At 59.4% G+C, this 26,271-nt stretch carries 18 protein-coding genes and 7 pseudogenes; 12 read left to right on the forward strand and 13 right to left on the reverse strand.

The features are described 5' to 3' along the window. Window positions 1-2: 2 nt before the first annotated feature. The 6 genes and pseudogenes from yegS to mdtD form a co-directional block, all read right to left on the reverse strand. Window positions 3-908, reverse strand: a complete 906-nt coding sequence (gene yegS / locus JZM24_RS12095) for a lipid kinase YegS (RefSeq protein WP_215669795.1) — start codon at window positions 906-908, stop codon at window positions 3-5. Between the two features lie 301 nt (window positions 909-1,209). Then, window positions 1,210-2,583, reverse strand: a complete 1,374-nt coding sequence (gene trhP / locus JZM24_RS12100) for a prephenate-dependent tRNA uridine(34) hydroxylase TrhP (protein WP_215669796.1) — start codon at window positions 2,581-2,583, stop codon at window positions 1,210-1,212. A gap of 190 nt (window positions 2,584-2,773) precedes the next feature. Continuing rightward, a complete protein-coding gene (locus JZM24_RS12105; RefSeq protein ID WP_215669797.1) occupies window positions 2,774-3,106 on the reverse strand; it encodes a YegP family protein in 333 nt (110 codons plus the stop codon). Between the two features lie 82 nt (window positions 3,107-3,188). Next, window positions 3,189-3,892: pseudogene (baeR, locus tag JZM24_RS12110) on the reverse strand (envelope stress response regulator BaeR). After that, window positions 3,885-5,267, reverse strand: a pseudogene (gene baeS, locus JZM24_RS12115) (envelope stress sensor histidine kinase BaeS). The pseudogenes baeR and baeS overlap by 8 nt, the downstream one beginning before the upstream one ends. Next, entirely contained in the window at window positions 5,267-6,622 is a 1,356-nt protein-coding gene (gene mdtD, locus JZM24_RS12120) for a multidrug transporter subunit MdtD (protein ID WP_246579949.1), read from the reverse strand. Before mdtD ends, baeS begins: the two are co-directional and overlap by 1 nt. 769 nt (window positions 6,623-7,391) lie before the next feature. On the opposite strand from mdtD, the gene JZM24_RS12125 reads away from it, so the two are divergent. After that, on the forward strand, window positions 7,392-8,216 hold the full coding sequence (locus JZM24_RS12125; RefSeq protein ID WP_215669799.1) for an aldo/keto reductase: 825 nt from the start codon (window positions 7,392-7,394) through the stop codon (window positions 8,214-8,216). On the opposite strand, the gene JZM24_RS12130 is transcribed toward JZM24_RS12125, so the two are convergent. Then, the gene (locus tag JZM24_RS12130) at window positions 8,213-8,392 is read right to left on the reverse strand and encodes a hypothetical protein (RefSeq protein WP_215669800.1); all 180 of its coding nucleotides are present in this window, start codon (window positions 8,390-8,392) and stop codon (window positions 8,213-8,215) included. The two genes, JZM24_RS12125 and JZM24_RS12130, sit on opposite strands and share 4 nt — an antisense overlap. Before the next feature lie 376 nt (window positions 8,393-8,768). Here JZM24_RS12130 and JZM24_RS12135 point away from each other — a divergent pair, with 376 nt between their 5' ends. The 7 genes and pseudogenes from JZM24_RS12135 to ureG all read left to right on the forward strand — a co-directional run bounded on the left by JZM24_RS12135 (window position 8,769) and on the right by ureG (window position 13,815). Then, window positions 8,769-9,626 (forward strand): urease accessory protein UreD, encoded by an 858-nt coding sequence (locus tag JZM24_RS12135; RefSeq protein ID WP_215669801.1) that lies wholly within the window; start codon window positions 8,769-8,771, stop codon window positions 9,624-9,626. A 10-nt stretch (window positions 9,627-9,636) separates the two neighbouring features. Continuing rightward, window positions 9,637-9,939: an urease subunit gamma gene (locus tag JZM24_RS12140; RefSeq protein ID WP_025421390.1), complete on the forward strand. Its 303-nt coding sequence runs from the start codon at window positions 9,637-9,639 to the stop codon at window positions 9,937-9,939. Between the two features lie 15 nt (window positions 9,940-9,954). Beyond that, window positions 9,955-10,272, forward strand: coding sequence for an urease subunit beta (locus JZM24_RS12145; RefSeq protein WP_215669802.1), 318 nt, complete (start codon window positions 9,955-9,957; stop codon window positions 10,270-10,272). After that, window positions 10,269-11,972, forward strand: a complete 1,704-nt coding sequence (gene ureC, locus JZM24_RS12150) for an urease subunit alpha (protein ID WP_215669803.1) — start codon at window positions 10,269-10,271, stop codon at window positions 11,970-11,972. Before JZM24_RS12145 ends, ureC begins: the two co-directional genes overlap by 4 nt. A 17-nt stretch (window positions 11,973-11,989) precedes the next feature. After that, a pseudogene (gene ureE, locus JZM24_RS12155) lies at window positions 11,990-12,454 on the forward strand (urease accessory protein UreE). Next, complete coding sequence (locus JZM24_RS12160) at window positions 12,432-13,133, forward strand: urease accessory protein UreF (protein ID WP_215669804.1); 702 nt, start codon at window positions 12,432-12,434, stop codon at window positions 13,131-13,133. The pseudogene ureE and the gene JZM24_RS12160 overlap by 23 nt, the downstream one beginning before the upstream one ends. A gap of 70 nt (window positions 13,134-13,203) precedes the next feature. Beyond that, window positions 13,204-13,815: an urease accessory protein UreG gene (gene ureG, locus JZM24_RS12165; protein WP_215669805.1), complete on the forward strand. Its 612-nt coding sequence runs from the start codon at window positions 13,204-13,206 to the stop codon at window positions 13,813-13,815. A 394-nt stretch (window positions 13,816-14,209) separates the two neighbouring features. On the opposite strand, the pseudogene yegD reads toward ureG, so the two are convergent. The 6 genes and pseudogenes from yegD to ppk1 form a co-directional block, all read right to left on the reverse strand. Further along, window positions 14,210-15,572: pseudogene (yegD, locus tag JZM24_RS12170) on the reverse strand (molecular chaperone). A gap of 65 nt (window positions 15,573-15,637) precedes the next feature. Next, a complete protein-coding gene (locus JZM24_RS12175) occupies window positions 15,638-16,384 on the reverse strand; it encodes an SDR family oxidoreductase (protein ID WP_215669806.1) in 747 nt (248 codons plus the stop codon). Window positions 16,385-16,464: 80 nt separating this feature from the next. Further along, window positions 16,465-17,900, reverse strand: a pseudogene (locus JZM24_RS12180) (magnesium transporter). Window positions 17,901-18,017: 117 nt separating this feature from the next. Then, window positions 18,018-18,194, reverse strand: a complete 177-nt coding sequence (locus JZM24_RS12185) for a YfgG family protein (RefSeq protein WP_215669807.1) — start codon at window positions 18,192-18,194, stop codon at window positions 18,018-18,020. Between the two features lie 227 nt (window positions 18,195-18,421). Then, window positions 18,422-19,970 (reverse strand): annotated as a pseudogene (locus JZM24_RS12190) (exopolyphosphatase). Continuing rightward, on the reverse strand, window positions 19,961-22,042 hold the full coding sequence (gene ppk1 / locus JZM24_RS12195; protein ID WP_215669808.1) for a polyphosphate kinase 1: 2,082 nt from the start codon (window positions 22,040-22,042) through the stop codon (window positions 19,961-19,963). The pseudogene JZM24_RS12190 and the gene ppk1 overlap by 10 nt, the downstream one beginning before the upstream one ends. A gap of 223 nt (window positions 22,043-22,265) precedes the next feature. Here ppk1 and JZM24_RS12200 point away from each other — a divergent pair, with 223 nt between their 5' ends. The 4 genes and pseudogenes from JZM24_RS12200 to pstA all read left to right on the forward strand — a co-directional run bounded on the left by JZM24_RS12200 (window position 22,266) and on the right by pstA (window position 26,258). After that, on the forward strand, window positions 22,266-23,141 hold the full coding sequence (locus JZM24_RS12200) for a hypothetical protein (protein WP_215669809.1): 876 nt from the start codon (window positions 22,266-22,268) through the stop codon (window positions 23,139-23,141). Window positions 23,142-23,170: 29 nt separating this feature from the next. Next, window positions 23,171-24,529 (forward strand): ABC transporter permease family protein, encoded by a 1,359-nt coding sequence (locus tag JZM24_RS19750; RefSeq protein WP_376775528.1) that lies wholly within the window; start codon window positions 23,171-23,173, stop codon window positions 24,527-24,529. Continuing rightward, the gene (locus JZM24_RS18710) at window positions 24,480-24,677 is read left to right on the forward strand and encodes a hypothetical protein (RefSeq protein ID WP_376775529.1); all 198 of its coding nucleotides are present in this window, start codon (window positions 24,480-24,482) and stop codon (window positions 24,675-24,677) included. The genes JZM24_RS19750 and JZM24_RS18710 overlap by 50 nt, the downstream gene beginning before the upstream one ends. After that, window positions 24,674-26,258, forward strand: a pseudogene (gene pstA, locus JZM24_RS12210) (phosphate ABC transporter permease PstA). Before JZM24_RS18710 ends, pstA begins: the two are co-directional and overlap by 4 nt. The last annotated feature ends 13 nt before the right edge of the window (window positions 26,259-26,271 follow it).

Raw genomic sequence — 26,271 nt, forward strand, 5'->3', positions numbered from 1 at the left:
GTTCAAGCCAGTAGAGGGCATTGTGGCGGTAATCGGCAGGTCAGCGCGGCGGGGATCACGGTGATGTGGAACTGGCGGCCGCGTAATGGTTCCCCGTCTAGGTTGAAGATGATCTCGTTCGGCGCATCCACCTGCAGCCAGGGCGAAGAGGCGCTGAGGGATTGCGGGTGGTCATCGCCGTTGGCCAGGCTATTGATAAGCGTCGGTAGCCACTCTTCCGAGGCGATAATGCGCAATTGCAGCCGACCGTCATTGATAAGCGCGCCTGGACAAAGGGCCTGGCCACCACCCGCCAGGCGACCGTTACCGATACCGATGACCAGCGCATCGCCCTGCCAGTGGAAATCCGGTCCGCGAATCTCGCAGCTGTCGGCCTTAAGGGTATCCATGCGCAGCAGGCCATGGATGAAATAGGAGGCGCCGCCCAACGCCGACTTCAGTTTTTCCGGGGTTTCGGTGGTGATGCGGGTGCCAAAGCCGCCGGTGGCCATGTTGATAAAAAAACGGTCGTTATTGACCTGGGCGATATCGATCGGCACCGGTTTGCCGACTATCGCCAGCAGCAGCGCTTTATCCAGCTCCAGCGGGATCGTGCAAGCGGTGGCAAAATCGTTGGCGGTACCCAGCGGCAGAATGCCGAGACACGGGCGTTGGGCCGCCGGCAGTAGCGTCAGCGCGCCGGCGACTTCGTTAATAGTGCCATCGCCGCCGATGACGGTGGCGACGCCGCGCTCAACCGCTTCCGCCACATAGCGCTGCGCGTCGCCGTGTTCCCAGGTAACGCGCACGAAGAGCGGGTAGCCTTCCTGGCGATAATATTTGACCGCCTGGCGCAGCTCTTCATTGCCGGCGCTTTTTCCGTTGAGGATAAGGAGCGACGCCGACTGTTTTGGCACCTGTGCTTCCATTGAGGCTGTTTCCTTGCTGAAATAGGATGGTTTGCCCCCTGCGGAGGCCGCATTTATTAAGCATAGATACTATCTTGGGTGATGGGAAAGTCGAGCGCCGGCGAGATGAGTTTCACGATGCGCAACCTGGCCGGATATGGGACGGGAAGGGAAAAATAAAGTGCCAGCTCAAGGGAGGATGAGCTGGCAAAAGAGGTGGTCCTGGTGAGTAACTGGTCGTTGTTTTCCATTTTTTTAGCAAATGGATTATACCCCGTTGCGGGGGACGGGATTGTGACACAATTCTAATTACTGGGTGAAATCAGACGATAGCGGCGTCCGGCCTGCCGTGTGGCTGACGGGTGGTGGTACCGTCAAGATTGCGCAACAGTAGCGCATAATGCAGATTGAACTCCGATGGCACCGGCAGGTAAACCGTATGGCCGTCACCGGGGGCGACATCAATGGCTTGGTCCCGGCTATTGGTCATATTTTCCACGGTAAAGCGGATGTTGCCCTGCGGGGTCATCAGTTCAACGCTGTCGCCCCGGGAGAACTTGTTTTTTACCCGCACTTCCGCCCGCTTGCCGCGGCGTTCGCCGCTGAACTCGCCGACGAATTGCTGCCGGTCGGATACCGAGTAGCCATAGTCATAGTTTTGCAATTCCTGATGCGTATGGCGACGCAAGAAACCTTCGGTATAACCGCGGTGCGCCAGCCCTTCCAGCGTGGCCAGCAGGCTGGAATCAAAGGGCTTGCCGGCGACCGCGTCGTCAATCGCCCGGCGATAGACCTGGGCAGTACGGGCGCAGTAATAGAACGACTTGGTGCGTCCCTCGATTTTCAGCGAGTGGACGCCGATGCCTGCCAGCCTTTCCACATGTTGCACCGCGCGCAGGTCACGTGAGTTCATGATATAGGTGCCGTGCTGATCCTCAAAGGCGGACATATATTCGCCGGGACGTTGACTTTCCTCAAGCATGAACACGCGATCCGTCGGCGCTCCTTCCCCCAGAGGCGCGTCAATTTCCGTCACCGGAATGTGCCGGTGGACGATATTGCCCACCTCGTCTTGCTGGCCTTCTTGCACCCGATATTCCCAGCGGCAGGCGTTGGTGCAGGTGCCCTGATTCGGATCCCGCTTGTTGATATAGCCCGACAGCAGGCAGCGTCCGGAGTAGGCCATACAAAGTGCACCGTGAACGAACACTTCAATTTCCATCTCCGACACTTGGGCACGGATTTCGCCTATTTCCTCAAGCGATAGCTCGCGCGACAAAATCACCCGGCTCAGACCGGCCTGCTGCCAAAACTTGACCGTTGCCCAGTTGACCGCGTTGGCCTGTACCGACAAATGAATCGGCATGGCCGGAAACGCTTCGCGCACCAGCATAATCAGGCCATGGTCTGACATAATCAGGGCATCCGGCGCCATGGCGATGACCGGTTCAAGATCGCGTAAAAAGGTTTTCAGCTTGGCGTTGTGCGGGGCGATATTCACCACGACATAGAATTTCTTGCCCAACTCATGGGCCTGCGCGATGCCCAGCGCCAGATTCTGGTGATTGAATTCGTTATTGCGCACCCGCAGGCTGTAGCGTGGCTGGCCGGCATAAACCGCGTCGGCGCCATAGGCAAAGGCGTAGCGCATATTTTTTAGCGAGCCGGCGGGAGAAAGTAATTCCGGTGTCAACATGGGGTTTCTCGTCTGATGTCAGGTCAGGCTGCCCGGCATGGGCAGTATAGCGGCGGCGATTTTAGCGCCTGGCGGGAAAAAAATCAGGAAGGAATGCGGCGAAAGGCGGTATATTCGCCCATGGCTTGATCCCGGGCAAAAAACGCTGTCGCGCACAGCCAGACCGGCGTCAGGCGCCGGCCTGGTGTGGTTAGTGGGTCATATCCTTGATTTCCAAGGTAATGGCCATGGCGGCCCTGATACCCTGTTTTGCCGCTTTAAGCGAGCTGTAGGGATCGCTGTGACCTATGACCTGCTGGTTTTTCCCTCGTAATACAAAATAGGCAGTATCATCGCTGCTTTGCTTTAACTCATAGTTGGTTTCATCCGGCGCAATATACCGGGCAAAGGTGATAGCATTCTCGGCGGAGGCTTTGCTGTAAAACGTTTCGCTGTGGAGAATAGTTTCACCGTTATTCCCTTTTAGATGAAAAAGGAAGTGTCCATTTCGCACTTTTTGTAGTTCATAATGACTGGTTGACATACAAGCCCTCCTCTTCTGTACGGCGCTTTCGCGCTCTTGGCAGTATAGGAGAGGATTCTGAATTTCACCGTGGCTGAAACGGTTAATTTAGTTCACAGGGGTCCGCCTCCCAGCGGTAACCCACGCCGTAGACCGCCCGAATGAACGCCTCGTCTTCAGCCAGGTTTTCCAGTTTTCGGCGCAAGTTTTTGATATGGCTATCGATGGTACGATCGGTAACCACTCGATAATCGTCATACAGCTGGTTAAGCAATGCCTCACGGGAAAAGACTTTTCCCGGCGCGCTGGACAAAATTTTCAGTAGCCGCAGTTCCGCCGGCGTCAAGTCCAGCGGCACGCCGCGGTAGCTGGCCTGAAAGCGGCTTTCATCAATGTTGAGCGCGGCGGCCTGCCCGGCGGGCGGCTACCGCTGCGCCGTAAAATCGCTTTCACCCGCGCGACCACTTCGCGCGGGCTGTAGGGCTTGCAGATATAATCATCCGCGCCGATTTCCAGCCCGAGCAGGCGATCGATCTCCTCGGTTTTAGCGGTGATCATGATAACCGGCACATCGGAGAAGCGACGCAGATCCCGGCACACGATTAAGCCGTCGCGTCCCGGCAGCATCAGGTCCAGCAGCACCAAATCTGCATGCTGCGTTTGCAAAGAGTCAATCACGCCGTCGACCCGGGTGAGCCAGCGGGTGCGATAGTCCGCCGCCTCAAGATAATCCACCAGCAATTGTCCCAGTTTGGGCTCATCCTCCACCACAAGGATAATGGGCGCGGCGGTGGTTTCTTCAGTCATAGGCAGTTACAGGTCTGGAGTCGAGCGGTAATTCTAGCGTGATTTGCACACCGCCTAAAGGTGAATCTGCGGCGCTGATTCGCCCACCATGGGCATCAACGATGTTGTGGCAGATAGCCAGACCCAGGCCCGATCCGCCACTGGCGCGATTGCGCGACGCCTCGGTGCGGTAAAAACGTTCAAATATGTGCGGCAGCTGTTGCGGCTCTACCCCCGGGGCACTGTCGAAAAAGCGCAGGGTAAGCACGTTCTCATCGACGTCGCCGACAATGTGCAACTGACCGCCTGGGTCGGTATAGCGCAGGCTATTTTCCAGCACATTATGGAACAGCTGGCTCAAGCGTTCAGCGTCGCCGAATACCGTCACCGCCGGCGGTAACTGCTGGCTAAGCGCGATGCATTTTTGCTGGAAACGGTCGGCGAACCCTTCCAGCGCCCGTTCCAGCAGCGCTACCAGATCCAGCCGGGCTTTGCGGTAGCTCAACGCGCCGGAATCCGACAAAGAAAGCCGGTGCAGATCCGCCACCAGTTTGGTGAGCAGCGCCACCTCAGCCAAAAGCGAGTTCAGCGATTCCTGGCCGGCGCGTCTCACGCCGTCCTGCAATGCTTCCAGTTCGCCGCGTAGCACCGCCAGCGGTGTGCGCAGCTCATGGGAGACATCGGCCATAAACGCCCGGCGTGTGGCCTGGTTTTTTTCGAGCGTTATCGCCAATAGATTAGAATCTCGCGCCAGGCCGACCCAGCTCATCGCGCGAGCTTTCCGGCACCCGGGCTGAAAAATCGCCGGCGGCCAGCTGGTGGGTCGCCATAATCAGGCGTTTGACCGGGGCCAACAGACCGCGGGCGGTGAACCAGGCCACCGCCGCCGCCAGTAATTCGGCCAGGGCCACGATAAGCCAGCTGGTGCGCCGCTGTTGTGTATCAAAGGTGATATCGGCATTGCGGGTCAGCCGCTCTACCGGCGTGGACACCAGCCAGCCCACGATTTGGCCATCGGCGCGGATAGCGTAGCGCGGCCCCTCCCGCTGGCGTGGGGCCAGGGGGACCGACCAGTTTGCGCTGGCGGCTGTCCAGGACCCAAATTTGGGTACGCCAGCCATGAGGCGGTAAATCCCTGCTTTCTTCGGCACTTTGTTCAAACGAGCGCAGCAATTGATACACCAGCCGCTGATTGTTGTGCAGAAATTCCCAGTTGCCGTGCAGGGCGTACTGCTCCGCCAGGGCGTTGCCGAGCAGGCTGATACGTTCTGCGTTTGATATAGTGGATGAAACCGTGCTCGAAACTGACTCTGACTCCCCACTGCATAGTGATGACCACCAGCATGCAGGTCGCGAATAGGGCGAAGAACAGCTTGGCGGTGATACCTGAGCGCATCATGATCCTTCGCCATTACGCCCAGCGAGCGTCGCGTTTTGTCCGCTATCCGCCGGCACGCGGGCGAAAACCAGCGCCGGCAGCGCGATGACCACCGCCATGCACAGGTAAGTGGCGATAAAGACTTCGTGCATATTGCTGCTGCCGTCCAGGGTATGGGCCGGTACAAACAGGCCGAGCAAGATGCCGGCAATGGTGACCACGAGGCTCATCGACAGCTGCATGACCATCGATAACAGACTGTTACCGCCGCTGGCCAGCGTGTCCGGCAGATCTTTTAAGGTCAGCGTGTTCATCGAGGTAAACCGCATCGCGTTGACCACGCCCTGTAGCAGCAATACCACCGGAATCTCGTACAGCCAGCCCGCCAGCGCCACCAGCGGAAAAATCAGATTGATCACGGCAAGCCCCAGCGTAGCGCCGGTGAGCACATGCCGATAACCGAAACGGTTAACAATCTGCACTATCAGCCGTTTAGTGCCCATGCTGCCGATGACCATCGGTATCATCATTAGCCCGGCGTGAAATGGGCTGAAGCCGAGCCCCAATTGCAAAAACAGCGGTGTCATAAACTGCAGCATACCGCTGCCGATGCGGCCCAGCAAGCTGCCGGTCAGGCCGAGGGAAAAGGTGGGCGTATCGAACAGGCGCAAGGTAAAGAGCGCATTATCGTTGCCGCGCGCATGCAGGTAGTAGCACAGCAGCGCCAATACGCCGACCACCACTAGTGCCGTCACGTTACCTAGTGCGAGATCCAAGCTCTTATGCCCGTCAATGGCCAGCGTCATGGTCGCCATTCCCAGCGCCAGCAGCAAGAAGCCGCCAAAATCGAGACGGCGGGTTTGCATGGTGTAATTCGGCATCAGCCACCAGGTAACCATGGCGCCGATGATCCCCACCGGCAGATTGATGAGGAATATCCAGTGCCAGCTGGCGTATTCCACCAAAAATCCTCCCAGCGCCGGTCCCACCAGCGGGCCAATCTGGCCGGGCAGGGTGACAAAAGCCATCGCCGCCATATATTGCGCCCGCGGCACGATCTTCATCACCGTTAGTCGCCCGACCGGCACCATCATCGCGCCGCCGACCCATTGCATGACGCGGGACATCACCAGCTCTTGCAGGCTGGTGGCGCGCGCGCACAGCAGCGAGCCCAGGGTGAACAGCACAATGGCGCTGAAAAACACTTTCTTCACGCCGAAACGGTCGGCCAGCCAGCCGCTGGCGGGTAACATCACCGCCACCGTCAGGACATAGCTTACGATGACGGAATGCATGCGCAACGGACTTTCGTTGAGGCTATGCGCCATGGAGGGCAGGGCGGTATTGACGATAGTCGTATCCAGCGTTTGCATAAAAAAGCCAAAGGCCACGGTCCAAAGCTGCCAGCGCACCGTGGCGGATTGAACGGGCGAGGAGTGTTCTGTGCGGGGACGAAACAAAAGCCTGAACATAAAACGCGATTACCCCTCTTAGGACGTGGGCGACGGGACGCCGGCGACGCTGCTGCGCACAGAGTGTATCAAAAAAATAGCCTTTGGCGGCAGGGGTGCCGCCCAGCGCGCTCGCGTTGGTGTCGTAGGCCATATTGCGCCGGCATCAGAACATCGCGCCGTGCCGGTGGCCTCATGCCGGGTCGCAGACCTGGCCGTTTGCGCGGTTCAGGTTAATTGCGCTGTAAAATGATGTTAAGTGTAGCTAATGACGATAGGGAAAAAATGGAGGAAATATGGAGGTCTTTCCAGGAGCGTCAAGCATCGCGCCTATCCGCCTCACAGGTGACCTGGCCGGCGATGCCACACGAACAGACACGATAGCGGGATTGGCCTTTTCCGCTCGGCATTGCACTTTTGCGCTGCGTGCGGCTGGGGTGGTCATAGGTTGTTTCACGCTCTCAGCCGATGCGGTTATTGGCTATTAACAGGTTGTTTCCCGCCCGCCGCCGACGCCGTGATTGGCTATTATAAGTTAACCCCCGGCCGGAGAGCACGTGGCCTCATCCGTCATTCGGGCGCAGTACATGCTCACGCCGGGCCTGGTCGAAGCCCTGAGTGGGGCGAAAGTGGGCTTGCCGGACGACCCGTTCGCGCCAGGTAGGTGTCAACGCTCAATAAGGAGATTGCGATGGAACATAAGCTGACTTTCGGCGGAAATGTCTTTGGCTGGCCCGTTGATCGGCCTACGTCATTCAGTATGCTTGATGCGCTGTTGGATCATGGACTGAATTTTATCGATACAGCCGATGAATACTCCCACTGGGCGGCGGGCAATAGGGGCGGTGAATCGGAAACGCTGATTGGTGATTGGTTGAAACAGAGCGGCAAGCGCGATCGGATCATCCTTGCTACCAAGGTCGGCATGCCGATGGGCGAGGGTAAAAAGGGGTTATCAGCGGCCTACATTCGCCAGGCGGTCACCGATTCGCTTAGACGGTTGCGAACCGATTATATCGATCTTTACCAAGCGCACACGGATGACGCTTCCGTGTGTCTTGAGGAAACGCTAAACGCTTTCGATGCGCTGATAAGAGAAGGGAAGGTACGGGTGATTGGCGCCTCCAACTACAGCGGTGTGCGTCTGGCCGAGGCATTGCGGATCAGTGAGCAAAACGGTCTCGCCAGCTATGAATCTCTGCAGCCGGAATTTAACCTCTACGATCGGCGCAGGTTTGAACAGGATCTACAACCGGTGGTGAGCGCTCATGGCATTGGGGTCATCAACTATTATGCGCTCGCCAGCGGTTTCTTGAGCGGAAAATATCGCGCGCCGGAGGATGCCGGCAAAAGTGCGCGCGGTGCCACGGTTATCGAACGCTATCTCACGGCGCGCTGGCTGCAAATTCTGCAGGCGCTGGACGCCATCAGCGAAGCCTACCGGGTGACGCCGGCCACCCGCGTAACGCTCAACGACGAGGACTATCAACTCATCGATGAAGCCAGCGCGGGCTAAAACAATTGCACCGCCAGGTCGACAGGGGGTTCGCGTCCATGCTTTAGCAAATGATCGAACGCTTTTTCCGCTCTGACAAGCGCCTGCAGGAATTCCGCCGGCGATAACCGTTCCCCACGGCCGGCCATATACGCCAGCGCCAATTCTTTTGCCTGATAACGGGAAAAACTATACATAACGCGCACCTGTCGACATTTGGGTAGAAACGGACCGGGCGCTCACAATCGCCGCGGGCGGGCCGCGGCAGGATAATCACCCGCAGAGGAAAACGGCTCTATCATAACGCAGCGGCGGCGGCATGGGATGGCTTACACGAATAGATTCAATCGTTAAAGCTGATGACGCCACGGGAAGCCCCTTCTGCCGGCCATCCGATATTCCTTTGTTTCACTATTATGGTGCGTCATTTTCTAATGCGCTCGCTTTACGTACGGCAGGCGCCACTTCTTGGTGCATCGGAGCTTACCCCGGACCGGGCCGCCCTTCTTGCTTTGCTGGCGCAGAATTTGCATATCGCCATGTCATTAGCGCATTTTCAGGATGTTAAACCGCATGTACACCACGTCACCTGCCGCCGCGTCGCTTACCGCCAGCCTGTCTGAGCCGGAACCCGCAGGCTGGGTGGGCGAGCTGTCGTTGGATTTCACTCTGCGCGACGGGCGCACGCTGCTCAGCGGCCGCAGGCATCGCGGGCCGTTTACCGTGCAACGGCCGTTTTACCCCGAGGACGATTTGCCCCATGTCTATCTACTGCATCCACCGGGTGGCGTGGTGGGGGGCGATAGGCTGCAATTAAATGTCACCTTGGGCGCCGGCAGCCGGGCGCTGCTCACCATGCCCGGCGCCACCAAGTTTTACCGTAGCGCCGGGGCGCAGGCGCCGCTCAACCAGCATTTTACCCTGGGGGCCGACAGCGCGCTGGAGTGGTTGCCGCAGGGTAATATTTTCTTCCCCGGCGCCATGGTGAAGATGCAAACCGATTTTTACCTGGCCCCGGGGGCACGGCTTATCGGCTTTGAAACCTTATGTTTTGGCCGGCCGGTCATGGCTGAGCGCTTTAGCGAGGGTGAGCTCGATGCGCAACTGCGCATTGGCTTGCCTGCTTCCGCGGGGCTTATCGAGCGGCTGCGCGTGACGGGGCCTGTCCTTGATAAGCTTGGCGGTTACTCTTTGAGCGCGACATTGTTCGCCGCCCCGGCGAATGAGGCGATGCTGGCGCTAACGCAGGCACACATTGCGGCGGCGGAAGTGGCAGCGGCGGGGGCTACGCTACTGGATGAGTTACTTGTGGTGCGCGCGCTTGAGGAGGACAATCAGCGGTTACAGGGAATGCTGCACCGGATATGGTCGGCATTACGCCCCGGCATTATGGGACGCGACGCCGTGGCGCCGCGTATCTGGTCGACGTGAGGAATTTGGCATGCAATTGACACCCCGAGAAAAAGACAAGCTATTGCTATTTACCGCCGCGTTATTGGCGGAGCGCCGGCGCGCGCGCGGTCTGAAGCTGAATTATCCCGAGGCGGTGGCGCTTATTAGCGCCGCGATACTTGAAGGCGCGCGCGATGGCCGCACCGTCGCCGAGTTGATGAGTCTGGGTCGGGAGGTATTGACCCGCGAGGAGGTGATGGAAGGCGTCGCCGACATGATCCCGGATGTGCAGGTAGAGGCGACGTTTCCTGACGGCACCAAACTGGTGACGGTACATGACCCGATAATCTGATATGAGAACAGCGCAATGATCTCAGGTGAAATGCGTATCGCCCAGGGCGATATCGAACTGAATGCCGGCCGTCCGCGGGTCACGGTCACCGTCGCCAACCACGGTGACCGTCCGGTCCAGGTCGGCTCCCATTTCCATTTTTACGAGGTCAACCCGGCGCTGAAATTTGACCGCGCCGCGGCCCGGGGTTTCCGGCTGGATATCGCCGCCGGTACCGCGGTGCGTTTTGAGCCAGGCCAGTCGCGGGATGTGCAGCTGGTGGCCTACGATGGTAAACGGGAGGTGTATGGTTTTCGCGGGCAAATCATGGGCAAACTGGAGGCAGAGTCATGAGCCATCTTTCCCGGCGTGCTTATGCGGACATGTTCGGTCCCACCACCGGTGACGCCGTACGGCTGGCAGATACCGATTTGTGGGTTGAAGTCGAGCAAGATTTCACCTGTTACGGCGAAGAGGTCAAATTCGGCGGCGGTAAGGTGATCCGCGACGGGATGGGGCAGGGGCAAATGACCGCCGCGCACTGCGTCGATCTGGTCCTCACCAACGCGCTGATTATCGATCATTGGGGGATTGTGAAGGCGGATATCGGCGTAAAGGACGGCCGTATCCTGTGCATCGGCAAAGCCGGTAACCCGGATGTCCAGCCGGGGGTTACGGTGCCCATCGGCCCCGTGACCGAGGTCGTGGCGGCGGAGGGGAAAATCGTCACCGCCGGCGGTATCGATGCCCATATCCACTTTATCTGCCCGCAGCAGGCGCAAGAGGCGCTGTGCTCCGGCGTGACGACCCTCATCGGCGGCGGAACCGGCCCCGCTGCCGGCACCAACGCCACTACCTGTACTCCAGGACCCTGGTACCTGGCCCGTATGCTGCAGGCGGCGGAAGCGCTGCCGATCAACGTCGGTTTTACCGGCAAAGGCAATGCGTCGCTGCCGGCGGCGCTGGAAGAGCAGGTATTGGCGGGCGCTATCGGTCTGAAACTGCATGAGGACTGGGGGACCACCCCGGCGGCGATTGATTGCTGCCTTGGCGTGGCGGAGCGCTATGATGTGCAGGTCGCTATCCACACCGATACGCTAAACGAAGCCGGTTTTGTCGAGGATACGATGGCGGCGATAGGCGATCGTACGATCCACACCTACCATACGGAGGGGGCAGGCGGCGGCCACGCGCCGGATATTATTCGCGTCTGCGGCGCGAGCAATATCCTTCCTTCGTCCACCAACCCCACCATGCCTTATACGGTCAATACTGTCGACGAGCATCTGGACATGCTGATGGTCTGCCACCATTTAGATGCCGGCATCGCCGAGGACGTAGCGTTTGCCGAATCGCGTATTCGTCGTGAAACCATCGCCGCCGAGGATATCCTGCACGATTTGGGCGCCTTTTCGATGCTGTCTTCCGACTCCCAGGCGATGGGACGGGTCGGTGAAGTCATATTGCGTACCTGGCAGGCGGCGCACAAAATGAAACAGCAGCGCGGTGCACTGCCGGAGGAGCGTGGCGATAACGATAATTTTCGCGTTAAACGTTATATCGCCAAATACACCATCAATCCGGCGATCACCCACGGTATTGCCCATGAAGTGGGTTCTATCGCGCCGGGCAAACTGGCGGATCTTGTGGTGTGGTCACCGGCATTTTTTGGCGTCAAGCCCGCTCTGGTTATCAAAGGCGGCATGATTGCCACGGCGCCGATGGGCGATCCTAACGCCTCCATTCCCACGCCGCAGCCGGTGCATTATCGGCCGATGTTCGGCGCGCTGGGAGGTGCCCTACCGGCGACGCGGATGACATTTTTGTCGGCGGCGGCGCGCGCAGACGGCTTACCTGCGCGGCTCGGGCTTGCCAGCCTGATAGGCGAGGTACGCCAGTGCCGGACGGTGCGTAAGCAGGATGTGATCAATAACCATTGGCAGCCTACTATCGATGTGGATGCGCAAACCTATCAGGTGCGCGCCAACGGTCTACTATTGACCTGTGAACCGGCCGCGCTGCTGCCGATGGCGCAGCGTTATTTTCTTTTTTAAGCCGATAGGAACTACGGATGATTGTATTAACCCAACGCCTTGACCATGCCCACGCCGTTACCGCCAGCGCGACACTGGAACTGGACTCGCGGTTAAAAAGCCGTGGGCCATTCCGTCTGGATGACGGACGGGAGGCGGGACTACTGCTGCCCCGTGGCCATTTGCTGCGCGGGGGAGACCTGCTCGCCAACGATGACGCCAGCGAAGTCGTGCGCATCATCGCCGCCCCCGAAACCGTTTCCACCGTGATGACCTGCGATGGCCTGCTGTTGGCGCGCGTTTGTTATCATCTCGGCAATCGCCATGTGCCGTTGCAGATAGCCCCCGGCTGGGCGCGCTATCAGCACGATCATGTGCTGGATGACATGGTGCGTGGCTTAGGGGCAGAGGTGAGCGTCTAACAAGCGCCGTTTGAGCCGGAATCCGGCGCCTATCAGAGTGCGCCACACGGCCACGGACATGGACACGCCCATCACCACTGAATTCGCCGATCCCGGCGCGCGTCTGCGCCTGATGCAGTTGATAAGCCCCAGTTTACCGGTGGGAGGCGTCACCTATTCACAGGGGCTGGAGTGGGCGGTGGAATGCGGCTGGGTGGCTACCCCCGACGCTTTCGCCCGCTGGCAGCAGCAGCTTATCGACTGTCAGCTCAGTTGCCTGGACTTGCCGCTTTTGCAACGGTTATATCTTTGCGCGCGGCAGCAGGATGACGCCGGTTTTGCCCGCTGGTCGGCGATGGCGGTAAGCTGTCGGGAGACGCGCGAGCTGCGCCTGGAAGAGCAACAGCGCGGGCAAGCGCTGGTCAGGTTGATGGCGCAGTGGCCGTCGCTGCCGCTGACGGCGGAGCGACGGCCGGCGCTGGAGCAAAGCGGGCTGGCGGCGCTGGCCTGGCTGGGGTGGCAATGGCGGATCCCTCTGCAACCGCTGGCGCTCGGCTATGGTTATAGCACGCTGGAAGGTAGCGTGATGGCGGGGCTGAAGCTGGTGACCTTCGGCCAACAGACGGCGCAGGGGCTGCTGGCGACCCTTGCCGCAACGCTGCCGGCGGCCTGGCAACACGCTACGGCGCTGGACGATGAGGAGCTGGGCGGCAGTTTTCCGCTACAGGCCATCTCCTCCGCCTGCCATGAAACGCAATACTCACGCCTATTCCGTTCCTGACTGCCCACGCCGACAAGCCGGCAGTGGCGCGAGACAGGAACGGCAGATTAACTCGAAGCAGGGAGTCATCATGACGAACTACAAACAACCGCTGCGCGTCGGCGGTCCAGTCGGCTCGGGTAAAACCGCGTTATTGGAAGCTTTATGTAAGGGAATGCGCGATCGCTATCAGTTGGCGGTGGTGACCAACGATATTTATACCAAAGAAGATCAGCGTATTTTAACCGAAGCCGGCGCGCTGGAGGCGGAGCGTATTATCGGCGTCGAAATCGGCGGCTGTCCCCATACCGCGATCCGCGAAGATGCCTCGATGAATCTGGCGGCGGTGGACTCTTTGGCGCGCCGGTTCGGCAATCTGGATATTATCTTTGTGGAAAGCGGCGGCGACAATCTCAGCGCCACCTTCAGTCCCGAACTGGCAGACCTGACTATTTATGTTATCGATGTGGCGGAGGGGGAGAAAATACCGCGCAAAGGCGGGCCGGGCATCACCCGTTCCGATTTTCTGGTGATCAATAAAATCGACCTGGCGCCCTATGTGGGCGCCTCGCTGGCGGTGATGGCGAGTGACACCGATCGTATGCGTCCCCAGCGCCCCTGGGCGTTTACCAATTTGAAAACCGGCGAAGTGCTGGAGGCGATAATCGGGTTTATCGTCAAACACGGGTTGTTGGCGGTATAACGTCCGCAGGCCGCTGGCCATGCTACGGCCAAGTGCTTTTCGCCGCGCCTGTGGGCATGATGTCTGTGCGCCGCAGGCCGTTTGGCGGCCGAGATCTTGGCGCTACGGCCGCTGGTATGATGTCTGTGCGCCGCAGGCCGTTTGGCGGCCGAGATCTTGGCGCTACGGCCGCTGATATGATGTCTGCGCGCCGCGGGCCGTTTGGCGGCCGAGATCTTGGCGCTACGGCCGCTAGCATGATGTCTGTGCGCCGCAGGGCCGTTTGGCGGCCAATGACCCTTTGTCGCGCCTGCGGGGCCGAGCGGGTCACCCTCGGCGGGCACGGCGCGCAATGCCGGTTACCATGGGCAGACCGCAACTTCAACCCGCCGCCGACGGTCGGCGGCAGTGGGCCTCATGGGTGAAACTGCCGCTGCGCCCAGCGCGCCAAACCAGCGGTGACAAAGCCGAAATCGTCGTCGCCGACAAGCGGGATCCCCGGCAGGCTATCCGCCATCGCCTGGCGCAGCAACGGCGAACGGGCGCTGCCGCCGCTCAAGTACACCACATCGGGCCGCGAAGAGCTGTCTTGCGCCAGCACTTCGCTGACCTGATCCAGGATCCGCTGCACGGGCTGCTCGATGGCCTGGGCCAACTGCGTCGGGTTGAGAGCGGCGCTAAGCCCTTGGCGGATAAAATCCAACGGCGCCCGGACCTGTGGCGCGGCGGAAAGCGCAATCTTGCTCTCCTCCGCGCTTTTTACTAGCCGGTATCTTAAGCGCTGATGGTAGACTTTCAGCAGCGCGCTGAACACCTATGGCTCGGCCGCATCGCGCAACAATTCCCGCAGCAGCACGCCATTGGCGCTGCTGTAAAATTCGCTCTGCGCCGGAATATCGTTAATGGCCACCGCTTGCCAAAACGGCAGGGCAGGGAGCGCCAGCCCTTTTTCCGTGGTGCCGCCCATCCCCAGCAGCGGCATCAACTGCTTAAACGCCAGCATAATATCCAGATCGTTGCCGCCCACCCGGCTCCCGCTGTGTCCCAGCAGGCTGTGCTGCCGGTCGCGCAGTTCACGCCAGCGCGGGCCCATCAGCAACAGTGAGCAGTCGGTGGTGCCGCCGCCGATATCCACCACCAGCACCCGGCTTTCCGCAGTCAGGCCGGCTTCAAAATCCAGCACTGCTGCGACCGGCTCATCATATTGAAAGGCCACCTCCTGAAAGCCGGCCCGCTGCGCCGCGCGCTGCAAGATGCCCTGCGCCTGGCGATTGGCTTCCTCCAGGCCCGCTGCCTTGGAAGTTAATCGGCCGGCCGATCATCGCATGAGTGATCGTGACCTGCATCTGCGCTTCCGCCTGGCGCTTGATATGGCACATCATGGCGCAGACCAAATCCTCGAACAGGGCGATTTGCTGCGGTTTGAGACCATTGGCGCCGAGAAATGATTTTGGCGATTTAACGAAATAGCTGTCTTCGGGATCGGCGATATAGCTGGCCAGCGCCTGCCTGCCGAACTGCAGGCTGTCGTCTTGCTGCGGGATACCCTCTTCGCGGTTGTGGCGTATCGCCCGCGTAAGCAGCAACTGGTTCTCATCGCTGCCGGTAGGGAGGTGCCAGAAACGATGCAGATATTCGCTGACGGCTTCGCGCGGGGGGGCGCTAAGCATTGATGCCATAAAGGGCGAGTCGCCCTCCAGCGGCAACAGCCGCGGGGTGTCTTCCGTCATGACCGCTACCGAACAGTTGGCGGTGCCGTAGTCAAAGCCAATAAACATTGCTGCCTCCCATGCCGATGAGGCGGGAGACTTTAGCGCAAAGCGACCGGCGCCACAATCCCGGCCTAAATGCCGCCGGCTAAATCGATAAAACTACCGGTCACGTAAGAGGCCCGTTCCGATAGCAGCCAGGCGATGGCTTCGGCGACCTCCCGCGGCTCTCCGCCGCGGCGCAGTGGCACCGTCGCTTGCACGCGGGCGATCCGCCCAGGCGCCCCGCCGGCGGCATGCATATCGGTGTCGATAAACCCCGGGCGGACGCCTTTCACGCGGATCCCTTGACTCGCCACCTCACGGGACAGCCTCACGGTTAGCGTATCCACCGCACCTTTAGAGGCGGCATAGTCGATGTATTCATGAGAGGCGCCAAGACGCGCCGCGGCCGAGGAGACATTGACAATAGCACCGCCGTTACCGCCGTGGCGCCGCGCCATTCGTTTCACCGCTTCACGCGCGCACAGCAGCGTACCGGTGACATTGATCGTGAGAATATGGTTGACCCGGGCGGCATCCATCTGTTCGATAGCCGATTGCGGCAATAATATGCCGGCATTGTTCACCAAACCGCTTATCGGTGGCAGACGGCTATCCAGCTCGGCGAAAAGCGCCTGCACGCTTGACTCATTGGCGATATCCACCTGTAGCGCCAGCGCCTTGCCGCCCTGCAGCTGGATTTCCTCCACCACCCGCTCGGCTTGCTCCCGGCGCGACAAATAGCTCAGGCAAACCCAATGGCCTTCGGCGGCCAGCTGTAGGGCGGTGGCGCGACCGATGCCGCGCGACCCGCCGGTAATCAGCGTCACTTTTTCCATACCACATTCCTTTCAATGGGACTGACCACGGTTACGGCCGGCGGATGGTCTCTATGGCCAGCACGGCGCGCCTCGGCGGTTTAATGCACCAGAAATAGCGTTGCCAAACCGAGAAAAATAAAGAAGCCGCCGGTATCGGTAATGGCGGTAATCATGACGCTCGAACCTACCGCCGGATCGCGGCCGATACGGATCATCAACAGCGGGATTAAGACGCCCATCAGCGCCGCCAGCAGCAAATTTAGCAGCATCGCCAGCATCATCACGCCGCCGAGGCCGGCTTCGCCATATAAAAGCCAGGTGACGACGCCCATAATACCGCCCCAGACCAGGCCATTAATGACCGCTACCCACAGCTCGCGCAGAATGAGAAAGCCGGCGTTACCCTTTTCCAACTGATGCAGTGCCGCCGCGCGGACAATCATGGTGATGGTCTGATTACCGGTATTGCCGCCGATGCCGGCGACGATGGGCATCAGCGCCGCCAGCGACACCAGTTGGGCGATGGTGCCGTCAAACAGGCCGATGACGCGCGAGGCGATGAATGCGGTGCAAAGATTTAACGCCAGCCAGGTCCAGCGGGTGCGCACCGCTTTACGTACCGGCGCGAAAATGTCCTCCTGCGGACTTATCCCCCCAGACCGCGCAGGTTGCTATCGCTCTCTTCAAAATAGACGTCAACCATGTGTTCAATGCTTAACCGGCCCATCAGCTTGCCTTTGCTGTCGATAACCGGCGCGGTTATCATATCGTAGCGTTCAAAGGCACCGGCGGCTTCTTCCGCCCGATCATCAGGATGGAACGTGGTCGGATGGGCGTCCATCACCTCACTTACCCGCCGGTGCAGCGGATTAAGCAGCAGCGCGGACAGCGTCAATTCACCGACCAGCGTGTTATGACGGTCGACAACGAAGAGCTTATCGCTGTTCTCAGGCAGCTTTTTGCGCCATCGCAGCCAGCGCTGAACCGTGGTCAATGTAACGTCGGGCCGCACCGTCGCCAACTCGAAATCCATGTGGTGACCGACGCTTTCGCGATCGAAATGCATCATTTCACGCACCTGGGCGCGGCGTTGCGGTTCGAGAGCGGTCAGCATCCGTCCGACCAGATCCCGCGGCAAGTAACGGGCCAGATAGGCCTGTTCGTCCACATCCAGCGGGCTGATGGCGTGAAGAATATCGCGGTTGGACATCTCGGCGATAAGGCTTTCCCAGACGTTCTCCGACACCTCCACCAGAGTTTTGCCGCGCTTATTGTTGTCTACCAGCCGCCACAGCGCCAGGCGCTCGTCGTGGGGCAGGCTTTCCAACAAGTCCGCAAGATCCGCGGCGTGAAGCTGGCGCACAATCGCCACCAGTTCGGCGGTTTGATCTAGTAGAGGACGGTTATCGCCGACCGGATCGCGCGTGGGACGGTTGAGGATACTGTCGATGAGCGGCCGGTTAGCCAGTAAAACGCTTAACGTTTGGCGCCGCAGTTCGGCGAGTTGCGGGGCCTGATGTTTTACGGCTGGCATGATTTCACTGTTCCCTTCCGGCTACCCGGACGATAAAAATGGACGCACACTGATTAAAGATAGCGTAAGCCTGTCAAAAGACGGTGAATTTGGCGTGGTTGACCCCTTACAGAGCAGTCAGGGCTTATCAGGCGGCGGCGTGGTTTTGACCGTCTGTTCCGTCGGTGTGACGCGTTTATTTTGGTGATGGTGCCAGGCGCCCACCGTGGCATAGAGCAGACGGCCCAAGAGAATGATAAAACTGATAAGCAATATCCAGCGGGTCATCCTCCCGGTGGTGGGTCGTCTTCGCATGCGCAATGCCGCTTTTAAAAGGTGGGCCTCTAACGGACGGAGGCAGGAACGGGTCGATGGGCCGATTGTAGAGCATAAGCCGGCGCCGTTTCAAGGACGCCACCGCGTGGCGACCCCCATCGGGCCAGCGTAACGAGCCTACGCCCGGCCCCTGCCACGACGGTTGCGCCGAGCCACGCGCAAACGTTAAGGCCTGCCGGAACGCCCACGCCTTTGTGTCCGCCGACTCACGACGGTGAAACCGCGTTAGCGACGGCGGCGGGCTCGGCCTCTTGCTCGGCCTCTTGCACCCGTAAACACCAGCCGGGAATATCCGCCCAGTAGGCCTGCTCGCGCTCCAAATCCAGCTGCACCAGGTTATTTTGCGCAAAAAAGCCGGTGGGAAACGTCAACGTCCAGTGATTGACGTCGGTGGTAAGCTGCACCGCTACCGGGGACGTCGCCTGACGCTGATTATTAAGCAGCACGCCCAGGCGCAGCAATTGCAAACAAGGCAAGAAATGCTTTTTCCTGAACAGGTTAAAGCGGGGAAGATCGTCTATTTTTATGGCTTTGCGATGATAGCGCACCAGCGTCGCCAGCAGTAATTGCTGCTCTTGATTGAAACCGGGCATATTGGTCTGCTGCAAAATATAGGCCGAATGGCGCTGCATACCGCTGTGGTTAATGCCCAGTCCCACCTCGTGCAACTGAGCGGCCCATTTCAGCATCTCCGCGAGTTGTGGCTGCTCGAGATCGGCGTTTTGCGCCTGCCATTGCTGATACAGGGCGCCGGTGGTGTCCCATACCCGCCGGGCCTGATCGCGGTCGATGTTATAGTGCTCCTCCAGGCTTTTCGCGGTGCGCATGCGGATATCCTGATGGCGAAACCGGCCTTCCATTTCATACAGCACGCCTTCGCGCAGGGCGCAGTCCGAAAGCTTAAGCTCCTTGATGGCCAGTGCGTCCATCACGCCGCACAAATACCGCTTTGCGCTCCTCGGACAAGCCCGGCAGGCTAAGGGCGGTAAAGTGAGTGAATTGAAGCACCTGTTTACGCAGCGTATCCAGCCGCTCGGGCGTGATTAAACCGTCTTTGTCGCCCATTTTGGTCAAGACTTCGCAGGCCGCTTTAAAGGTGCCGGAAGCGCCGAGCGCCACCTGCCAGCCCATAATGCGGTATTGCCAGGCCAGCGTTTCAAGTTTCTGCGCCGCCGCCAGCCGCGCCCGGCGTAAATTGGCCGGACTTATCTCACCGTCGGGGAAAAACAAATGGCCAAAGCTGATGCAGCCCATACGACGGCTTTCCACCAGCAGCGGCTCGAAGTTTTCGCCGATAACCAGCCCAGTAGAGCCGCCGCCGATATCGATAACCAGCTTGCGGCCCTTTTCTGCCTGGGTGTGTTCGACGCCCATAAAAATCAGGCGCGCCTCTTCATGACCGGAAATAATTTCAATCGGGTAGGGGATCACCGTCGCCGCCCGATCGAGAAAGGTCTGCGCGTTAACCGCTTCCCGTAGAGCATGGGTGCCAACGATCATCACCCGCAGCGGCGAAAAGCCCTGCAGGCGCTCGGCGAAAAGGGCAAGGCAGCTCAGGCCGCGTTCCATGGCCTCGTCGCTCAGGCGGTGATCTGCATCAAGGCCGTCGGCCAGATGTACACGTTGCTTCAGGCGGCTCAGTACCTGCATGGCGCCGTTGACCACGCGCGCAACCACCATATGGAAACTGTTAGAGCCAAGGTCGATGGCGGCGAATTCTTCCGGCCTGGCAGTGGTCGTCGATGTTATGGGCATAATGAGTCCTGCTCTCCGGCGTTTTCCAGTTGCTTAATGTAATCATAAATGGCTATTTGTGCGCGCACTTTGCGGCGGTTGTCGCGTGGGACATAATAGTTGTTCAGGTCGGCATCGATATATCGGGCTTTAACGGTATCGATGAACAGCAGCGCCAGAATATCCATCACCTGCTGTTTTAAGCGTGGATCCAGCAGCGCTACCCCTACCTCGATACGGTAATCAATGTTGCGGGTCATCCAGTCGGCGGAAGAGAGAAACACCTTTTTATCACCGCCGTTCTCAAACACATAGACCCGATCTTGCTCCAGGAAACGGTCGACGATGCTGATCACTTGGATATTATTGCTGATGCCCGGCAAATCCGGGGTTAACGAACACATACCGCGCACCAGGATGCGGATATTCACCCCCACGCCGGAAGCGGCATAGAGACGATCAATTAACCATTGATCCACCAGATTGTTCACCTTGAGGGTAATTTCTGCCGTTTTGCACGCCTGCGCATTCGCAATCTCCTGATCGATCATTTGATACAGCATATGCCGCGAGTTTTGCGGCGACACCATCAGGTAATCGAACCTGACCGGGCGGTATGGGTTTTCAATAAAATTAAACACCCGCCGCACTTCATTGGTGATGCGTGCATCGGACGTCAACAAGGAATAATCGGTATACAGGCGGGCGGTTTTCTCGTTGAAGTTGCCGGTGCCGATATGCGCGTAGCGCACGATATCGTCGCCCTCGCGGCGGGAAATCAGAAACAGCTTGGCGTGTATTTTCAGCCCCGGCGCCGAGAAAATAACGTGAACGCCGGCCTCGGTAAGCCGCTTGGCCCAATGAATATTGGCCTCTTCGTCAAAGCGGGCCTGCAGCTCCACCACCACGGTCACTTTTTTTCCGTTATGCGCCGCGTGGATCATCGCGTCGATAATATGCGAGTCCTTGGCGACGCGGTAAATATTGATCTTGACCGACAGCACATTGGGATCGAATGACGCCTGTCGCAGCAGTTCCAGCACGTGGCTGAAAGTGTGGTAAGGAAAGTAGAGCAGAACATCATGATGGCGAATAGCGTCGAACGCATTGCGGAATTTATCGAACCACACATGGCGTAATCGCGGCAGCGGGCGATTGACCATATTGGCTTTGCCGACATTGGGGAAGCTGATAAAGTTCTTGAAATTATGATAGCGCCCGCCGGGGATAACCGAATCATAGGATGAAATGCCGAGCTTAGTTTTAAGCGGCTCCACCATCGCATTAGGCATATCCCGCTGATAAACGAAACGGACCGGCTCTGCGGTCAGCCGCTGCTTCAGGCTGGAAGACATCAGCTCCAGCAGACTGGATTCCATTTCGGTGACCAGATCGTACTCTGCATCGCGCGTCATTTTCATCGAATAGGTGTTGAGCACGTCATAATCGAAGAAACCGGTGAAAATATCATCCAGGCAATAGCGCAGGATGTTGTCCAGCAGAATCATTGGCCGACGGCGGCGGGGGGATTCCGCCGGCAGATTGATAAAGCGCGGCACCTTATCAGAAGGAATTTCCAGAAGGGCATAGCGCAGCGTCTGCCCTTGGATAATTTCCACCGCCAGATAGGTGTAATCATCTTTTAAGAACCGCACCAGATTGGTATCGTGCTGTATCAGAATCGGGGTAATATGCTGGCGCAGCTGTTGTTTAAAGTATTGACGCAGCCAATCCTGCTGGCGCGGAGACAGTTGCCGTTCGTTGATGAGGAAAATCTGGTTGCGCGCCATCTCAAGCAACAGGTCGTTGTAAAGATTATCGAATTCCTGCTCGGCGTTGAGCACTTTGGCCTGGATACGATTAAGCAGATGGCGTGAGGCGCCTCGGGTACCCTGTTCTTCGCTTATCAAAATACGCCGTTTCAGCTCGGCAAAACGGACCTTATAAAATTCATCCAGATTATTGGAATAAATGCCCAGAAATCGCATGCGTTCAATGAGCGGGTTGCTTTTGTCGGCGGCTTCCTGCAAAACCCGTTCATTGAAAGACAACCAGCTTAATTCTTTCTCTATATAGAGCTTTTTCTGAACCATTTCCACTCCATTGATCTGTTCAGGAAGGGAAAATCCTGCGTTAAGCTATTATCGTCTCCCGGACGGCAAAGTCCAACATAACCCACAAACGCCGGCCGAACATTGTTATCTTATTTTATTACAGGCAACATGGGCTTTTCCCATTGTTTGGACCATCCATCTGGTCGCTGGCTAACCGAGGACTATGAGCCCAAAACGGATTTCTCACCTCCGCACCGCCCCGTTGCGTCGTGCAACAGATAGGCTGACGCGCGTGGTGGTGAGCGGCGGCGGTTTGCTGGTGCTATTCGCCCTATTGCTGATTTTCTGTTATCTGCTGTGGGCGGTGCTACCGTTATTTCGCGCCCCCGCCGTCGGCGGCGCCACGACGTTGGCAAGCTATCAAGCGCCGCCGGCATCCTCTTCTAACATGTCGGCACCGGCTGCAAACGTATCGGTATCGCCTCTAGCGGGGCCGACATCGTCTTCCAGCGTGTCGGTATCGCCTGCAGCGACGCCGGCATCGTCTTGCGTCGTGCCGCCATGGTCTTCCATCCCGCCGGCGTCGCAGGATGATGAATTGCAGGCAAACGGAGCCTTATTCACTCTCGCCGTTGATGCGACTTCCGGCTGGACCTGGGCGATTGACTGCGCCGGCCGGGGGCTTGCCCGTCCGCTGAACGGTGCTGATGCCGCCGACCAGGTAGCGTTGCTGGCGCAACCAACGCACGTCGCCAGAGCCAGCGGCGGACAACCGCTGTATTGGCTAACCAACGCTTCAGGGCAGGGGATACTGGCGCGTGTCGATAGCGCGGCCGATGGCGCGCCGCTCTGGGTGCGGCCGTTTGGCGGTGTGCAGGTCATTGATCCTGCACGACGCCCGCTGCGCCGCACTGCGATGGCCTATCCATACGCAGAGCGGGCGGTAGCGGCGGCACAGCTTGCTGATGGGCAGGTTGTGGTGCTGCATTACAGCACGGCCGCCGGCACCGAAACGGTCCAGCGTCAGCCGCTGACCTCAGCCGGCCAAGAGGTAGACCGCCTGCTATTGTCCCCCGACGGCCGTCTGCTCTATCTGCTTTCCGGCAGCCAGCTCAGTCTCTGGCGGCCGGTCCGCTAGCGCTATTTATGCTGCCGGTGGAAGGGGCTTTGCTTGTGCGCGACGGCGCCGGCCATTTGTCGCTGTGGTTTGACGCCACCGGCGACACCGGACTGCGACTGACCCCGATTCTCACTTATGCCGTCACCCTGGATGCCGGCGCGCGGCTGCTGGCGCCGGCACGCCGAGGGGGTTTTGCCGTACTCGACGCTGAGGGAAGATTAACCTGGTTAAGCACGCGCGATGGGCATCCTCGCGGCCACCTGACGCTGCCGTGGTTTGCGCAGCCTGACACCGGGGCGTTTGCCAAGCAATCGCAGGCCGACGGACGCGGCGGTGTGCTTGCCGGCGCCCTAACCCCCAACGGCGGGACATCGCCGGCCGCTACTGGCGGCATTTTGCCTAATCCGGCTGCCGCCTCGGCGCCGATGGCGGCCTTATCGCCACAGGGGGACGCACTGGTGAGCGTCGGCTCTGACGTGTGGCGCGTCTGGGCCTTGTCGCCCGGCTCGCCAGAGCTCATTTGGCGCACCTTGACCCAGCGGATCTGGTATCCCGGCTATCCGGCACCGGCGTGGGTGTGGCAGTCCACGCCCGCCGGCGATAGTTTTGCGGCAGGCAAATACAGCCTGGTGCCGCTGGCGGTCGGCACCCTGAAAGCCGCCGCCTGCGCCATGCTATTCGCCACACCTCTGGCGTTGGCCGCCGCCATGTACAGCGCCTGGTTCATGTCCGCTGGTCTGCGCCGTTGGGTTAAGCCGGCGATGGAGATAATGGGCGCGGTTCCGAGCGTGGTCGTCGGTGTGATAGCCGGCCTGTGGCTCGTGCCGCATTTGGCCACTGCGCTCGGCGGCTTAGTGCTGCTGCCGGTGCTGCTGCCGCTGTTCATTCTTGCCGTGGCCTATCTGGCCGGCAGCTTACCGCCGCGCTGGCGACGCCGTTGGCCTGCCGGGCTGGAATGTCTGTGCTTGTTGCCGCTGATTGCGCTCGTCTTGTGGGGCTGTTTTACCCTCATGCCGCCGCTCGAGCGTCTGCTGTTCGGTATGCCGCTCGCGCAGGCTTTGGGCGAGCACTATAATCCGCTCAATGCGCTGGTGGTAGGTATCGCGATGGGCTTCGCGCTGATCCCGCTGTTGTTCACCCTCGCCGAAGAAGCCCTGTTCGGCGTACCGACGCGCCTTATCCAGGGGTCGCTGGCGCTGGGCGCGCCCCCCCTGGCAGACTCTGGTAGGGGTAACGCTGCCGGCGGCCAGCGCTGGTTTGGTGTCAGCCTTTATGCTGACCCTCGGACGGGCCATGGGCGAGACGATGATCGTGCTGATGGCCAGCGGCAACCTGCCGCGCGTCGATGGCAGCGTGTTGCAAGGGCTACGCGCGCTGGCGGCCAATATCGCCATCGAGATCCCTGAAGCGTTGCGCGGTTCGGAGCATTACCGGGTACTGTTTCTCAGTGCGCTGCTGTTGTTGGTCTTTACCTTCATCATCAATAGCGTAGCGGAATTGTTACGTTTGCGTCTACGATGCCGCTATCGCCAGCCCGACGGAGGTGTCTTATGAAAGCCTGGTGGCGCTCGGGCCGGCCGTGGGTATTGTTGACCGCCGGCGCGGTAAGCCTAAGTCTCCTGGCGATGGTGGCGCTTCTGGCGCTACTGTTGAGTCAGTCGCTGCAACTGCTCTGGCCGCAGCAGATTTACCGCTTTGAACTCCAAAATCCCCCCGCGGTACTGCTGGGAGAGCGTGTAGGAGTACAGAGAACGCCGGCGGGTGAATGGTGGTTTATCAATACCGGTAATCGGCCGCAGGATCGTTATCGGGTACCGGCAGCGGAGGTCCGTGCCAACCGATTACCGGCCGATGCGCTGGTGGTGCAGCGCCGTAGCGGCGCACAGCTTTATGGCTATCTTGCCGGGATGCGCGAGGACGGACAGCCGTTAACCGCTGACGTGATGCCCGCTGCGCTGGATCAGCGGCTGCGGCTAACCGCCACGCAGCGCCGTATGGCGGCGCAGGTGGAAGGGCAGCGAAATGCGGTACGGGTAAAACGGGCGCAGCAGCTGCAGCAGGCGCAACAACGCATGCTGCGTCATCCGGCGGGGCAAACCGAGCAGCAACAGGCCGCCCAGCGTGCGGCGCTAAACGAACTGCAGGCAACCTATGACGATTTGAGCGAACAACTGGCCGGTATTGAGCGTGAGCGGGGCCGGGTGCAGTTGATCCTCGCTGATGCGCAAGGCCAGCGCCAGATCATTGCGCTAAGCGATATCGACAGTCTATGGTATCCCAACGCGATGAGCCTGGGGCAAAAACTGCGCCATCTGGCGGCGCAAACCTGGCGTTTCATCAGCCTCGATGACCCCACAGGGGAGGGCAATGGCGTTTTTCCGGCGATTGTCGGCACGCTGTTGCTAGTGATACTGATGTCGGTGCTGGTCATGCCGCTCGGGGTGATGGCGGCCATTTATCTGAATGAATATGCTGGACAAAACGGGTTAACGCGGCTTATTCGTATCGCGGTGGGCAACCTCGCCGGCGTGCCGTCGATTGTTTACGGTATTTTCGGCCTGGGATTTTTCGTCTATGTGCTCGGCGGCTCGCTTGATAAACTGTTTTATGCCGAGGCTTTGCCGGCCCCGACCTTCGGCACGCCGGGCTTATTGTGGGCCGCGCTGACGCTGGCGCTACTGACCCTGCCGGTGGTGATTATCGCCACTGAAAGAAGGGCTGGCGCGTATTCCGCCTTCCCTGCGCCAGGGATCGCTGGCGCTCGGCGCAACCCAGGCGGAAACGTTGTGGCAGGTGGTGTTGCCGGGCGCGGCGCCGGCTGTCATGACCGGCCTTATTCTGGCGTTGGCGCGTGCGGCGGGGGAAACCGCACCGCTGATGTTGGTGGGGGTCATCAAATCGGCGCCCAAGCTGCCGCTGGACGGCGAGTTTCCTTTTCTGCACCCCGAAAGGCAATTTATGCATCTCGGTTATCAGATCTACGATTTAGCGTTTCAAAGCCAGGACGGTGATGCGGTCCAGCCGCTGGCGTTCGCCACCGCGCTGTTGTTGATTGTCATTGTTGTGGGGCTGAATCTGGCCGCAATGGGTTTGCGCCACCGGCTACGTGAGAAATACCGTGCGTTAACGTTATGATGGAGAACAGGTT

The organism is Candidatus Sodalis endolongispinus (assembly GCF_018777395.1).
Taxonomy (GTDB): domain Bacteria; phylum Pseudomonadota; class Gammaproteobacteria; order Enterobacterales; family Enterobacteriaceae; genus Sodalis_B; species Sodalis_B endolongispinus.

Bases quoted from the DNA above. Each gene is read 5' to 3' on its own strand.
- yegS (WP_215669795.1), bottom strand. From the start codon at position 908: ATGGAAGCACAGGTGCCAAAACAGTCGGCGTCGCTCCTTATCCTCAAC.
- trhP (WP_215669796.1), bottom strand. From the start codon at position 2,583: ATGTTGACACCGGAATTACTTTCTCCCGCCGGCTCGCTAAAAAATATG.
- JZM24_RS12105 (WP_215669797.1), bottom strand. From the start codon at position 3,106: ATGTCAACCAGTCATTATGAACTACAAAAAGTGCGAAATGGACACTTC.
- mdtD (WP_246579949.1), bottom strand. From the start codon at position 6,622: ATGCAAACGCTGGATACGACTATCGTCAATACCGCCCTGCCCTCCATG.
- JZM24_RS12125 (WP_215669799.1), top strand. From the start codon at position 7,392: ATGGAACATAAGCTGACTTTCGGCGGAAATGTCTTTGGCTGGCCCGTT.
- JZM24_RS12130 (WP_215669800.1), bottom strand. From the start codon at position 8,392: ATGTATAGTTTTTCCCGTTATCAGGCAAAAGAATTGGCGCTGGCGTAT.
- JZM24_RS12135 (WP_215669801.1), top strand. From the start codon at position 8,769: ATGTACACCACGTCACCTGCCGCCGCGTCGCTTACCGCCAGCCTGTCT.
- JZM24_RS12140 (WP_025421390.1), top strand. From the start codon at position 9,637: ATGCAATTGACACCCCGAGAAAAAGACAAGCTATTGCTATTTACCGCC.
- JZM24_RS12145 (WP_215669802.1), top strand. From the start codon at position 9,955: ATGATCTCAGGTGAAATGCGTATCGCCCAGGGCGATATCGAACTGAAT.
- ureC (WP_215669803.1), top strand. From the start codon at position 10,269: ATGAGCCATCTTTCCCGGCGTGCTTATGCGGACATGTTCGGTCCCACC.
- JZM24_RS12160 (WP_215669804.1), top strand. From the start codon at position 12,432: ATGGACACGCCCATCACCACTGAATTCGCCGATCCCGGCGCGCGTCTG.
- ureG (WP_215669805.1), top strand. From the start codon at position 13,204: ATGACGAACTACAAACAACCGCTGCGCGTCGGCGGTCCAGTCGGCTCG.
- JZM24_RS12175 (WP_215669806.1), bottom strand. From the start codon at position 16,384: ATGGAAAAAGTGACGCTGATTACCGGCGGGTCGCGCGGCATCGGTCGC.
- JZM24_RS12185 (WP_215669807.1), bottom strand. From the start codon at position 18,194: ATGCGAAGACGACCCACCACCGGGAGGATGACCCGCTGGATATTGCTT.
- ppk1 (WP_215669808.1), bottom strand. From the start codon at position 22,042: ATGGTTCAGAAAAAGCTCTATATAGAGAAAGAATTAAGCTGGTTGTCT.